An 11,934-nucleotide genomic window follows, 5' to 3' on the forward strand; every position below is an offset into this window, starting at 1 on the left:
CTACGGGGTGACGGCAGGCGCTTGCCGGGTTGGCAACAGCACGTTGCACAGGTCGATATGCCCGGCCGATACCTTGTACCAGTCGCCACCGCGGTTGCGGCGCGCTTCGGTAACGGCATCGAAGGTTGCGCTGTCGGTACGCAGCAACTGCAGCGTGCTGCGTGCATCTGCGGGGACCTCGCTGGCCAACTGGATCGTGTTGATCACGGTACGCCGGTCCGGGTCTTCGTAGACACCCATGGGCTCCGGTCCGCGCGGGATCACCGATAGCAGCTCGATGCCGTCGATCACACGCCCGACCAGGGTGATGTTGCGGTCGAGTTGGCGCGGGGACTGGCCGGTGACCACGTACAGTTCGGCGCCGGTGCTGGAGTCGGCCGCCATCGCCCGCCCGGCGCCGAGCGCGCCGTAGCAATGCGCCATCCACGCGGTCTTGGCCTCGGGGTCACGCGCCGCAGGGAAGCCCGCGACAAACCCCACTTGCGGCGCCCAGCCGTCAACGTCGGGCAGGACACGGAAGTCCAGACCCACCGACGAACGCTCGAACTCGGCCGGCAACTGTGTCTTGGCGGTGCCGAGCGACTTGGCGTTGGCCGCGTCCGCATCGGGATCGCCAAACTGGACCACGAAGTTGTCCTGCGAACGGTAGATGCTGAGCCCGTCCCAGAAGCCTTCCTTCGCCAGCGTGCTGATGTTGCCGACGTGTTGCGGAGCGAACTGCGGCGCCAATTCGATCACCACCCGCCCACCCGCGAGGTCCATGTACAGGGTGTTGGCCGGGTCAGGTGTGCGCCAGTGCTCCGCCGGTGAGGCGTCGAGGATGTCCTGGACCGATGGTGGTGTTGCCTGGCGCGCCGCCTCGGTGGTTTCCGGCTCCTGCGCGGCTGCCGCGAACGTGAAAGTGAGCAACAGGGCGGTCGCTAGCAGGCGTGGTTTGGGCACGGTAGGGCTCTCGGGGTCGGTGATGCTCGGTGATGCCGATTCTGGCTGAATCCCCGAGCGTCCGCCACCGACCGGCACGGACGGGAAGAACGTGCGCCCTCAGCCCGCATACCTGGCGATGAAGTCGCGTACCTGCGGGTAGACCTGCCCGCGCCAGCGGCGACCACTGAAGATGCCGTAGTGACCAGCGCCCTCAATGGTGGCGTGCTCCCGGTCGCGTTCGTTGATCCCGGTGCACAGCGTGTGCGCGGCGCGGGTCTGGCCCTGGCCGGAGATGTCATCCAGCTCGCCCTCGATGGTCAGCAGCGCGGTGTCCTTGATCGCCCTCGGGTCGACCCGCTCGCCCGCCACGTCCCACAAGCCGCGTGGCAGCAAGTGTTGCTGGAACACCACCTGGACGGTGTCCAGGTAGTACTGGGCCGGCATGTCGAGCACCGCGTTGTACTCATCGTAGAAGCGGCGGTGTGACTGGGCAGCGTCCAGGTCGCCGTTGAGCAGGTCCTGGTAGAAGTCCCAATAGGATTGCGCATGGCGCTCCGGATTCATCGCCATGAATCCGCTGTGCTGCAGGAAGCCCGGGTAGACCTTGCGGCCGTGGCCGGGATAGTTTCGCGGGACCTCGTGGATCAGGTTGTCCTGGAACCATGACAGCGGCTTGTGGACCGCCAGGTCGTTGACCTGGGTCGGACTCTCGCGCGGGTCGATCGGCCCGCCCATCATCACCATCGAGCGCGGGGTGGCCTCGCCGCGCGCCGCCATCAGTGAGATCGCCGCCAGTACCGGCACGGTCGGCTGGCAGACGCTGATCACATGCAGGTTGTCGGCACCGATGGTGCGGATGAACTCCTCGATGTAGGCAACGTAGTCGTCCAGCCCGAACGTGCCCTCACCGGCATCCACCATGCGTGCGTCGGTCCAGTCGGTGATGTAGACCTTGTGGTCGCGCAGCAGGGTGGTGACGGTATCGCGCAACAGGGTGCTGTGATGGCCCGACAGCGGTGCGACCACCAGCACCGGCGGTTGCCCCTTCAACTCGCGGATGTTGTCCGCATCGTCGGCGTAGCGCTTGAACCGCAACAGCCGGCAGAACGGCTTGTGCAGCATTTCGCGCTCGATCACCGGGTAGGCGGTGCCGTCGATATCGATGGAATGGATGCCGAACTCGGGCTTCTCGTAGTCCTTGCCCATGCGGTACAGCAGCTCGCAGCCCGCCGCGAGCTGACTGGCGCCGGGCAAAGATCCCGCGAAGTTGCTGGGAGTGCTGAGCATTTTTGCGCTGGCATCGGCCCAATAGGTCATGGGAGCCATCCACGCGCGGCCCAATTCGTGCATCTGGTATAGCGGCATGTGAAGCCTTCGTTGGTAATGTTGCGCTGCAGCGTAGCGGATCGGGCGTGCGAAAACGTGAACTGGCGAGACCCGGTTCACTTTCTTCAGGCCGGCAACTCCAGTGCGGCGGCGTCAGCGCATCGCTCCAGGCTCAGCCAAAGGTGGGAACCCAGGGCCTGCAGACCGATACTCGAGAAGCGCTGCCGATAGAAACTGGCCGGTCGTGCCTTGAAGCCCTCGGTGTCACCGTCAATCCTGTCGCTGCGGGTGAAGGTTTCCAGAAAGGCGATGCCGCCGCAAAGATCGGCCAATGCCGGCAGGCCACGGTCCAGTTCACGACTTGGCAGGTAGTGCAGTACGTCGCTGCACACCAGCAGGTCGACCGGTGCGCAGGGGCGCAGGTGCTCGAAGTCGGCGAAACGTGCGTAGTGCAGATTACGCCGCGGACCAAACCGGGTGATGGCGTACTGGCTGCTGTCAAAGCCCAGGTACTGCAGGTTCGGCCGCAGCTTCAACAACGGTGCGCGCCAGCCGCCTTCACCGCAGCCGATATCCAGCACGCTGCGGATCGGGCGTTCCAAGTGGTATTCAGCGGTAGCGACCGCCATGGCTACCTTGCGTGAGAGCCTTGCGGGCCCGCTGATCGCCTTGTCGCCCGAGGCGCGGTTGCGGTACCACTGGTCGAAATAGGCTTGGTCGTACTGCTTGGTCATGGGCTTTGCTGCGGCAGTGGGGAGTCAGGATGAAAGCGACGCGGTCGCAGGGCCAGGTCGGCACCGCGTCGTGTCATCCTAGCCGACGACATGCCAAACAAACGCCCAACCCACCGAGGACCTCGACTGCATGAATGCCTATCTCTGGACGAAGACGTTCCACCTTGTATTCGTGATCGCCTGGATGGCAGCGGTGTTCTACCTGCCGCGGATCCTGGTCAACATCGCCGAGGCAGGTGATGAGCCGTCGGTGCGTTCCCGGCTGACCCTGATGGGCAAGCGGCTGTATCGCTTTGGCCACGTGATGTTCGGGCTGGCGGTGATCCTGGGTTTGGCGCTGTGGATGCATTTCGGGATCAGCGGCGCCTGGCTGCACGCCAAACTGGTGCTGGTGGCGGTGCTGCTGGGTTACTACATCGTCAGCGGTCGTTGGCTGAAGGGTGTGGATGCCGGTCGTCCACTGCCCTCGTCCAGGGCATTGCGCTGGTTCAATGAAGTCCCGGTAGTGCTGTTGATCATGATCGTGTGGCTGGTGCTGGCCAAGCCGTTCTAGGCCAGCACCCGTCATTACGCGCCTCAGTCTACGGTGAGGGCGTCCGCCACCGGCAACTCCACCGGCACGCCGTCGGCGTTGCAGTAGCCGGCCTCGCACATGGCCTGGCGCAGGTGCGGGGTGGACTGCAGCAGGAAGTGGAAGATGGTGTTCTGCTCCACGCTGCCACGCACCGCCGTGCTGCCGGGCCCGCTTGCCCAGATGCCGACGTCGTCACCGCCATGCGATTCGGAGCTGGTGGGGACCAGTGCTTCCTGCATGTAGTCGGGTGCGGCGGTGTCGACGTCGGTCAGGTCCGGCCGGCCGATCGCGGCAGAATATTCCTTCGGGCTGTGCGGGAAGGTCTTGGGGCCCGCCGCCTGGCGGTCGCTGGCGCCGGTATAGCCGGGTCCGTTGGCATAGCTGAGCGTGGTGTAGGGCATGCCGCGGGCGTCTTGCGCCAGCTCCAGTTCACCGTCCTTGTCGGCTTCGTGGACCTTGCCGAGGATCGGGTTGCCGCGCGCCGGGTAGCCGACAAAGCTGAGGGTGTGTGCGTGATCGGCGGTGACCATGATGAGGGTGTCATCGGTCGACGTCAGCCGGGCCGCCTCCTCGACCGCCTGGCTCAGGGCAATGGTGTCGGTCAGCGCCCGATAGGCGTTGCCGTCGTGATGGGCATGGTCGATCCGGCCTGCCTCGACCAGCAGCACGTAGCCGTTGGGATTGTCGGCCAGGCGACTGATCGCGGCGCGGGTCATTTCTGCCAGGCTCGGCTCCCCGGCGGCGTCATCGGGGCGATCGTTTTCGTATTGCATGTGGCTTGGCTCGAACAGCCCCAGCAGTGGTGCACCGGCAGGCGCGGCCGCAAACTGCGTCGCGTTCCACACGTAGGCGCCGTCGGGATGGCGCTGCTGCCAGGTGGCGATCAGGTCATGACCGTCCTCGCGTCGGCCGGATTTGTCGGGGTATTCGGGGTCCACCTGGTCGGCGGGCATGAAATTGGTGCGGCCGCCGCCCATCAGCACGTCCAGACCATTGCCGTAAGGCGACTCGATCATCTGGCGAGCGATATCGATGCAGCCGGCAGCCTTCGCTTCGGCCGACATCGCGGCATCACTCTCCCAGTTGCGGCTGGCCGAATGGCTTGCCGTCGCTGCCGGGGTCGCATGGGTGGCCCGGGCGGTGGTGACCACGCCGGTAGCCATGCCGCTGGCAGCTGCCAATTCCCATAGGGTGGCCATCGGTGCCGCCAGCCCGCCTGCGCAGTCACCGAACTTGGCGGATTGGCCAATGCTGATCACGCCGGCGCGGGTCTTTACCCCGGTCGCCATCGCGCTCATGGTGCCGGCCGAGTCGGGGGTCTGCTGGTCGGTGTTGTAGGTCTTGCTCAGGGCCGTGGCGGGGAAGTGCTCCCAGCTCAGCCGGTTGTGTTCGCCCGGCGTGCCTTTGCGCTGGCCGTCGAGGATGCGCGCAGCGGCCACCGTTGGCAGGCTCATCCCGTCGCCTACAAACAGGATCACGTTTTTTGCCTGGCCGGCCATCGCGCCGCGCTCGGCGGCCTGTGCGGCGCCGTCGACGAACCACCAGGCGGCGGTCTCGTCTTGCGGGTGCTCGATCGTCGGCACGCTGACCTGGACCGCATCGGCGACGGATGCGCGTGGGGGTGCGATAGTCGCGCACGCGGCGACGAGCAGGACGGGAACCAGGGTGAGACAGGCGCTGCGCGGTGTGGACATCGATAGGACCCTTGAGCGGAATGGTCTGATTATGCCGGCTAAGTGTTGCATCCTGAATCACTATGCCCGCGAGTAGCGCCACGACACCATCGCGCCATTCTGGTACGGCATAACGCCGTGGAACGCGAGCGGATTGCCGTCGAAGATCAGCGGCAGGAACTCTCGGTCGCCCTCCCACATTGGAAATTCGTGCAGGCGTTCAACCGGCACCCACTCCAGGGATCCCTCGACGTTGCTGGTGAACGGCGTGCCGCTGAACCGGGTGATCAGGAACACGAAGCCGAACCAGTCCTCGCCATTGGGACCAAACCCGGGCCAGCTGATGGTTCCGCGCAGGCTGAGCTGATCGCACTCGATGCCGGCCTCCTCGAAAATCTCCCGACGCATGCCGGCGACCACGTCCTCGTCGGCCTCCAGCTTGCCGCCCAGGCCGTTGTATTTGCCCAGGTGCTGGTCGTCGGCACGGGCATTGCGGTGGATCATCAGCACTTCTCGACCGTCCGCCGACAGGACATAGCCAAGCGTGGCGACGATGGGGCAATAGGGCATCAGTCGGTAGCCTCCCGTTGCGCGGCCAATTGCCGGTCGAAGTCGCGCTCGGCATTGTCGGCGTACTCGCGGCAGGTCATCGGGTGCGGGTGGGGAGCTTCGGTTGAGGCGGGCCGCCAGCCGACGCCCTCTGGATGCGGTGCAATCAGCAGGTCGCAGGGCAGGGCCCGTACCGTTGCAAAGCCGTGGCGATACGCATCCACGATCTGCGGGAAACGCGGGTTGTCGATCAGTTGATAATCCGGAGCGCTCAGGCTGTCTGCGTAGGCGATGCGCAACGGTTGGCCGTCGTGCTGGTCGCTCCAGGTCCAGCTCATCGAACCCGGGGTATGGCCCGGGGTGAAATGGACCGTGAATGCAATGCCACCGAACGCGACGATTTCCCCGTCCTGCAGTAACCGGTCGGCATGCACCGGGGGAAAGAGGAGGCGGTCGTCATAGTTGATGTCGTTGCTGCCGCCGCGGGCGAGCAGGGCGGCCGACTCGGCGTTGCTGACCAGCGTCGCCCCCGTCGCGCGCTTGATCGCGGCCAGTGGACCGGCGTGGTCGGCATGGGCGTGGCTGTGCAAGATCAGCTTGAGCTCGTGAGGCGCAACACCCAGTGCCGCCATGTGCTGCAGCAGCATGTCGGCGGCCTGCGACAGGCCGCCGTCGACCAGCACGGCGCCGTCGGTGGTTTTCACCAGCAACGCGCTGAGGCCTTCGGTACCGATGTACCAGGTGTGTTCTGCGATCTGGAAGGGCGCCACCGGTTGGCGCCAACTGTCGCGCGTCACGTAAGCTTCTGACTGAGGCAGGATCGGGTCGGTGGCCACTGCTATTGTCGGCCAGAGCAGGGCGAAGGTCAGCAGCGATACACGGATATTCAACATGTCGGAACCACGGTGGGCACGATAGTGTCGGCGATCCCGCCCGTGGGGACCAGAGCAAGGGAGAAATCAATGACGGCATTCGCACACGACGTGGTTTCCCCAGTCATCAGGTTCGACGCGACGCGCGGATTGCGGGCATGAAGGGGCAGCAACGCGATTTGACGATGCGCTTCCTCGCCGAGCCGGCCGACGTCAACTACGGCGGCAAGGTCCACGGTGGGGTGGTGATGAAGTGGATCGACCAGGCCGGCTATGCCGCAGCGGTGGGCTGGAGCGGTACCTACGCCGTGACGGTGGCGGTTGGCGGCATCCGTTTCGTGGCCCCGATCCGGATCAGCGACCTGGTTACCGTGCGCACCCGGCTGGTCCACACCGGCACCAGCAGCATGCATTTCGCGGTCGATGTGAGCGCGCGCGACCCGATGGGCGGCGAGCCCAGGCTGTGCACCCACTGCATGATCGTGTTTGTCGCGCTGGATGCGGTAGAGGGCAAGCCGACGACGGTGCCCACCTGGGATCCGGTCAATCAGGAAGACCGTCACCTGGCGGAGTACGCGATGCAGGTGATGGAGTTGAGCAAGGGGATCGAACAGACGGTGGAGCGCTATCGGGTGGCCGGCGACCTGTAGCCGCCCGACCTGCAGGCAACCCGGCCCGTGGCGGGCGGTCTCAGCTGCCGTGCAGGCGACGGGCTTGCACGTATTTTCCGCTCCAGTAGCCGGTTTCAAGGCTGGATACCATCACATCCTTGCCGGTGCTGGGAGCGTGCACGAAGCGGCCTTCGCCCAGGTAGATGCCGACGTGGTTGATCCGGCCCCTGTTGCCGAAGAACACCAGGTCGCCCTCGGCCAGATCGGATTTGTCGGCGACCGGTTCGCCAGCGTTGGCTTGTTCGCGTGAGACTCGCGGCAGGTCGATACCCAAGGCGTTCTGGAACACATAACTGACCAGTCCGCTGCAGTCGAACCCCTTGTCGGGCGAGGTGCCGCCCCAACGGTACGGGGTGCCCAACAGTGTCAGGGCGCGTTGCAGGAGGTTTTTTGCCTCCCGGTCGGGCGGGGTGTAATCGGCGGCGGCGGCGGCGGTCTTGCCCGACGCCAGCATGCCGCTGATATCGCCGGCCAGGCTGAGTGCACGATCAGGCAGCGTCATCGCGTCGGGCATCAACACCGGCATCTCGATGGATCCAGGCCCCGGCGCCGCTTCGGTGGCGAACGCGGGAGTCATCGCAACGGACAAAACGCAGCCCAGCAAGAAGCGGTAGCGGGCGGACGCGCGGCGTGAAGAAGTGCAGGCGGTGCGGATTTGGCCGTGGATCGGAATTGTCACGCGGTCATCACTTTGTGATCAACGGTGGATGATGGACGTGAAAGCGGCGTGATTGGTTTATAATTCGTTAAAAATTTGTGAATAAAAAGCAACGCAGTTCATGTTTTTACCGGCACCTCAGCGAACCACCCGTTTTGCGCCGGTGTAATGGTCGCGCCAGTAGTAACCGTCCAGATGGTCCAGCCGCACCGTGCCGCCGCTGCTGGGGGCGTGTACGAAACGACCGTTTCCCACGTAGATGCCGACGTGACTGACGTGACCGCCGCTGCCGAAAAAAACCAGGTCTCCGGCCGTCAGTTGTTGGGGTTTGATGCGTGGTCCCTGATAGGCGGCCAGCGCGCTGGATGTGCGCGGCAGGTCGATCTGCAACATGTCCTGGTAGACATAATTGACCAGTCCGCTGCAGTCGAAGCCCGACTGCGGGGTGTTGCCGCCCCATTTGTAGGGCGTGCCAACCAGGCTGATCGCGCGCATCAATACCGCGTTGGAGGCCGCAGGATTGGCCGGGGCGACTACCGCCCAGTCGCGCGAACCGGGCGGTGGCGCGGTGCTGCGAACGCTCTGTTCGCCCCCGCCGCAGCTGGCCAGCAACACCCCGGTCAGGGGCAGCAAAAGCATCCGTGTCCATTGCGCTGGCAGGCTTTGCGCTGGCGCAAGGGCGATGATCCCGGGATAATGCGCGGCTTTCGTCATCCTCATAGCTTCACTGCTGGCGCGGATGACGGCAACCACCCGCCGCGGCCAGATCATTGGCGCCACCAGCGCCGCGATGCCTCCATACCGTCCCGCCCATCGAGCCATGCCATGAAAATCGAGAAAGATCGTGTTGTCAGCTTCCACTATTCCGTCGCCGAGCAAGGCAAGGAATCCCTCGAGAGTTCGGAAGGTCGCGAGCCGCTGATGATCCTGGTCGGCCACGGCAACATCATTCCTGGCCTGGAGCAGGCGATGGAAGGCCACGAAGCCGGCGAGAAGTTCACCGCGGAAGTCGCCGCCGCCCAGGCCTACGGCGAGGCCCAGCCCGGGTTGACCCAGCGGGTGCCGAAAAAGTACTTCAAGAACACCCGCCTGGCGCCGGGAATGCAGGTCGCGCTGCAGACCAAGTTCGGCCCGCGCCCGGTGACGGTGCAGAAGGTCGGCATGAGCGTGGTCGACGTCGACCTCAACCATCCCATGGCCGGCAAGGACCTGCGCTTCGATATCGAGATCGTCGATGTTCGCGAGGCCAGCGCCGAGGAAATCGACCACGGTCACGTCCACGGCGACGGCGGCCACCAGCACTGACCGCAGCATCGGTTGGCCGCCTGGCCCCGGAGTAGCGTCATGAGTTCCACCGTGTTGGCGCCACTGGCGCCGTCGGAACGGATCGACAGCCTGGATGTGTTGCGCGGGCTGGCCCTGCTCGGCATTGCGTTGATGAATGTCGAGTATTTCACCGCGCCGCTGGCGGGGATGGAGCAAGGCATCGCCCCCGGGCAACGCGGGTTGGACTGGCTGGCCGATGCGTTCGTCTACGTGTTCGTGCGTGGCAAGTTCTGGGCCTTGTTCTCACTGCTGTTCGGGATGGGGTTCGCGATCATGCTCGATCGTGCGCAGTCCGCAGGCCGCAGTTTCGCGCCGTTGTATCTGCGACGGACGTTCGGCTTGCTGTTGATCGGCCTGGCCCACGCGTGGTTGATCTGGGCCGGCGACATCCTGGTGTCGTACGCGGTGACCGCGGTGGCACTGCTGTTGTTCCGGCACACCGCGACCGGCGATCTGTGGAAGTGGGGCGCCGGCTTGTGGGCGGTACTGGTGGCAGTGATGTTGCTGGGCGGGGCGACGATGATGCTCGACGGTGACGTCGCGTCGGGCCCGGATGCCGTCCAGGGCGCGGCAGTGGTGGAAGCCCTGCGCGACGCCGAGGTTGCCGCGTACTCCGCCGGCAGTTACGCCGAGGCAACCGCGGTGCGATGGCGCTATTTCGCCCACGTGCTGGGCCTCAACGTATTCCTGGTTCCCTTGGTGTTGGGCACGTTCCTGCTGGGTGCGTGGCTGGTGCGCAGTGGCGCGATCGGGCAGCAGCAGGTCCATCGCCGGTTATGGGTGTCGCTGGTCTGGTCCGGTGGCCTGGCCGGCCTGGCGCTCACCGCGGCCAGTCTCGCAATCGATAGTGACCCTGGCGGCACCCGGCCCAGTGGCGAGCAGGTGGTGGCGATGACGTTGCACATGGCTGGTGCGCCGTTGATGTCGCTGGCGTATGTGGCGGTCGTGGTGCTGGCATTGCACCGCGCGACATGGCTGCGCGTGTTCGCGCCGGCCGGGCGGATGGCGTTGACCCAGTACCTGGCGCAATCGGTCATCGGCACCCTGGTGTTCTATGGCTACGGACTGGGGCTGTGGGGCGAGGTTCCGCGGGCGTGGCAAGTGCTTGGCGTGTTGCTTGTATTCGGCGCGCAACTGTTGGTCAGCCACTGGTGGCTGGGGCGGTTCCGCTACGGTCCGCTGGAATGGCTGTGGCGTGCCTTCACCTATTGGCAATGGCCAACGATGCGGCGTTCGATAGGCGTTCAATAGGCGTTCAATAGATCCGGTGGCGGTCTCCGGTGACGGATTGACCGCGTAAACTGGCGTCATGGAGCATCACGAAGACGTGGTCGTGGTCGGTGCCGGAGTGATCGGCCTGGCCTCGGCGCTGGCCCTGCTTGAAGCCGGGCGCAAAGTGCGCGTGATCGATGCCGGGCAGATCGGCAGCGGCAGTTCGCACGGCAATTGCGGCACCATCACTCCCAGCCATGCGCCACCGCTTGCCGCGCCGGGGATGGTGCGCACGGCGTTGGCGATGATGCTGCGGCCCGATGCCCCGCTGTACATCCGTCCGCGCGTGGATACGGCGCTATGGCGTTGGCTGTGGCGGTTCGCCGGCCGTTGCAACCGGGACGACTGGGAAGCCAGTGCACGGTCCAAGTCCTCGTTGTTGAACGACTCCCGGGCGCGCCTGGTGCAGTGGGTGGAGGGCTACTCGATGGCCTGCGAGTTCGCCCAGTCCGGTGAGGACTATGTCTATCGAAACGCACAGTCGTTCGAGGACGGTCAGAAGGAGCTGGGATTTTTGCGGGAGCTGGGCGTGGCGGTGGAGGTATTTGCCGGCCCGGATTACCAGACCATGGAGCCGGCGGTGAAACCCGGTGTCGCCGGCGCGATCCGGTTCTCCGGCGACGCGGTGTTGCGGCCGGACCGTTACGTGGACGAGTTGGCGCGTGTGGTTCGCGAGCATGGCGGGGTAATCGACGAGCACTGTGCATTGCTGTCGCTGGAAGAAGGCCGCGGCGGCCTGGCCGTGCACACCGGCCAGGGAATCGTGCATGCCTGGGAGGTAGTGATCGCCACCGGCGCCTGGTCACCGCGATTGGCGCAGGCGATTGGAACCGCGTGGCTGGGCGCGGCGATGCAACCGGGCAAGGGCTACTCGATCACCTACTCGCCGCCGACACTGGTGCCCAGGCGGCCGTTGGTGCTGCGCGAGCGCTCGGTCTGCGTGACCACCTGGGAGAGTGGCTTCCGGCTCGGCAGCACGATGGAGTTCAGCGGCTTCGACGACAGCCTCAACCCGTCCCGTTTGGCGGCGCTGGAGCGCGGCGCTGGCGAATACCTGCGCGAGCCCGTTGGTGCCCAGGTGCGCGAGCGGTGGTGTGGCTGGCGGCCAATGAGCTGCGACGACATCCCGATCATCGGTCGCGCACCGGGCCATCGACGGCTGTGGCTGGCGACCGGCCACGGCATGATGGGGGTCAGCATGAGTGCCGGGACCGGGCAGCTGGTTGCCGATTTGATGACCGGGCGCGCGCCGGCCGTCGATCCCACGCCATTTGTACCCGACCGGTTCGTGTAGCGGGCCGATCGGACTGACACGGGCCTGACATCCGCTGCGGCAAGATGGCGAGGTCATCCAG

Annotated in this window: 13 protein-coding genes; 5 read left to right on the forward strand and 8 right to left on the reverse strand. The window is 65.5% G+C overall.

From position 1 onward, the window contains the following. From ACW7G1_RS04685 to ACW7G1_RS04695, 3 genes are all read right to left on the reverse strand, one after another. On the reverse strand, positions 1-942 hold the full coding sequence (locus tag ACW7G1_RS04685; protein WP_456978561.1) for a peptidylprolyl isomerase: 942 nt from the start codon (positions 940-942) through the stop codon (positions 1-3). A gap of 99 nt (positions 943-1,041) precedes the next feature. Continuing rightward, positions 1,042-2,289, reverse strand: coding sequence for a polyhydroxyalkanoate depolymerase (locus tag ACW7G1_RS04690; RefSeq protein ID WP_456978562.1), 1,248 nt, complete (start codon positions 2,287-2,289; stop codon positions 1,042-1,044). Positions 2,290-2,375: 86 nt separating this feature from the next. Next, positions 2,376-2,984, reverse strand: a complete 609-nt coding sequence (locus tag ACW7G1_RS04695) for a class I SAM-dependent DNA methyltransferase (protein WP_456978563.1) — start codon at positions 2,982-2,984, stop codon at positions 2,376-2,378. 130 nt (positions 2,985-3,114) lie between these two features. Between ACW7G1_RS04695 and ACW7G1_RS04700 the strand changes: the two genes are divergently transcribed. Next, entirely contained in the window at positions 3,115-3,537 is a 423-nt protein-coding gene (locus ACW7G1_RS04700; RefSeq protein WP_456978564.1) for a CopD family protein, read from the forward strand. A gap of 23 nt (positions 3,538-3,560) precedes the next feature. On the opposite strand, the gene ACW7G1_RS04705 is transcribed toward ACW7G1_RS04700, so the two are convergent. Genes ACW7G1_RS04705 through bla form a run of 3 tightly spaced genes read right to left on the reverse strand, consistent with a single transcriptional unit; the run spans position 3,561 to position 6,673 of the window. Further along, entirely contained in the window at positions 3,561-5,252 is a 1,692-nt protein-coding gene (locus tag ACW7G1_RS04705) for an alkaline phosphatase (RefSeq protein ID WP_456978565.1), read from the reverse strand. A 60-nt stretch (positions 5,253-5,312) separates the two neighbouring features. After that, positions 5,313-5,801 (reverse strand): NUDIX hydrolase, encoded by a 489-nt coding sequence (locus ACW7G1_RS04710; RefSeq protein WP_456978566.1) that lies wholly within the window; start codon positions 5,799-5,801, stop codon positions 5,313-5,315. Continuing rightward, positions 5,801-6,673 carry a subclass B3 metallo-beta-lactamase gene (gene bla / locus ACW7G1_RS04715; RefSeq protein WP_456978567.1) on the reverse strand — a complete coding sequence of 291 codons (873 nt, stop codon included), beginning with the start codon at positions 6,671-6,673 and terminating at the stop codon, positions 5,801-5,803. Before bla ends, ACW7G1_RS04710 begins: the two co-directional genes overlap by 1 nt. Positions 6,674-6,810: 137 nt before the next feature. Between bla and ACW7G1_RS04720 the strand changes: the two genes are divergently transcribed. Further along, positions 6,811-7,302 carry an acyl-CoA thioesterase gene (locus tag ACW7G1_RS04720; RefSeq protein WP_456978568.1) on the forward strand — a complete coding sequence of 164 codons (492 nt, stop codon included), beginning with the start codon at positions 6,811-6,813 and terminating at the stop codon, positions 7,300-7,302. 40 nt (positions 7,303-7,342) lie between these two features. Here ACW7G1_RS04720 and ACW7G1_RS04725 read toward each other — a convergent pair whose 3' ends face one another. Together ACW7G1_RS04725 and ACW7G1_RS04730 are read right to left on the reverse strand one after the other, a co-directional pair. Then, positions 7,343-8,002 (reverse strand): C40 family peptidase, encoded by a 660-nt coding sequence (locus tag ACW7G1_RS04725; protein WP_456978569.1) that lies wholly within the window; start codon positions 8,000-8,002, stop codon positions 7,343-7,345. Between the two features lie 117 nt (positions 8,003-8,119). Continuing rightward, positions 8,120-8,620, reverse strand: coding sequence for a C40 family peptidase (locus tag ACW7G1_RS04730; RefSeq protein WP_456978570.1), 501 nt, complete (start codon positions 8,618-8,620; stop codon positions 8,120-8,122). A 186-nt stretch (positions 8,621-8,806) separates the two neighbouring features. On the opposite strand from ACW7G1_RS04730, the gene ACW7G1_RS04735 reads away from it, so the two are divergent. Genes ACW7G1_RS04735 through ACW7G1_RS04745 form a run of 3 tightly spaced genes read left to right on the forward strand, consistent with a single transcriptional unit; the run spans position 8,807 to position 11,873 of the window. Then, positions 8,807-9,286 carry an FKBP-type peptidyl-prolyl cis-trans isomerase gene (locus ACW7G1_RS04735; protein WP_456978571.1) on the forward strand — a complete coding sequence of 160 codons (480 nt, stop codon included), beginning with the start codon at positions 8,807-8,809 and terminating at the stop codon, positions 9,284-9,286. A 39-nt stretch (positions 9,287-9,325) separates the two neighbouring features. Beyond that, positions 9,326-10,558 carry a DUF418 domain-containing protein gene (locus ACW7G1_RS04740; protein ID WP_456978572.1) on the forward strand — a complete coding sequence of 411 codons (1,233 nt, stop codon included), beginning with the start codon at positions 9,326-9,328 and terminating at the stop codon, positions 10,556-10,558. 58 nt (positions 10,559-10,616) lie between these two features. Next, entirely contained in the window at positions 10,617-11,873 is a 1,257-nt protein-coding gene (locus tag ACW7G1_RS04745; protein WP_456978573.1) for an NAD(P)/FAD-dependent oxidoreductase, read from the forward strand. Positions 11,874-11,934 lie beyond the last annotated feature (61 nt).

It is taken from the genome of Lysobacter sp. A378 (genome assembly GCF_054052125.1).

Bases quoted from the DNA above. Each gene is read 5' to 3' on its own strand.
- ACW7G1_RS04735 (WP_456978571.1), top strand. From the start codon at position 8,807: ATGAAAATCGAGAAAGATCGTGTTGTCAGCTTCCACTATTCCGTCGCC.
- ACW7G1_RS04730 (WP_456978570.1), bottom strand. From the start codon at position 8,620: ATGCTTTTGCTGCCCCTGACCGGGGTGTTGCTGGCCAGCTGCGGCGGG.
- ACW7G1_RS04705 (WP_456978565.1), bottom strand. From the start codon at position 5,252: ATGTCCACACCGCGCAGCGCCTGTCTCACCCTGGTTCCCGTCCTGCTC.
- ACW7G1_RS04740 (WP_456978572.1), top strand. From the start codon at position 9,326: ATGAGTTCCACCGTGTTGGCGCCACTGGCGCCGTCGGAACGGATCGAC.
- bla (WP_456978567.1), bottom strand. From the start codon at position 6,673: ATGTTGAATATCCGTGTATCGCTGCTGACCTTCGCCCTGCTCTGGCCG.
- ACW7G1_RS04720 (WP_456978568.1), top strand. From the start codon at position 6,811: ATGAAGGGGCAGCAACGCGATTTGACGATGCGCTTCCTCGCCGAGCCG.
- ACW7G1_RS04700 (WP_456978564.1), top strand. From the start codon at position 3,115: ATGAATGCCTATCTCTGGACGAAGACGTTCCACCTTGTATTCGTGATC.
- ACW7G1_RS04690 (WP_456978562.1), bottom strand. From the start codon at position 2,289: ATGCCGCTATACCAGATGCACGAATTGGGCCGCGCGTGGATGGCTCCC.
- ACW7G1_RS04745 (WP_456978573.1), top strand. From the start codon at position 10,617: ATGGAGCATCACGAAGACGTGGTCGTGGTCGGTGCCGGAGTGATCGGC.
- ACW7G1_RS04710 (WP_456978566.1), bottom strand. From the start codon at position 5,801: ATGCCCTATTGCCCCATCGTCGCCACGCTTGGCTATGTCCTGTCGGCG.
- ACW7G1_RS04695 (WP_456978563.1), bottom strand. From the start codon at position 2,984: ATGACCAAGCAGTACGACCAAGCCTATTTCGACCAGTGGTACCGCAAC.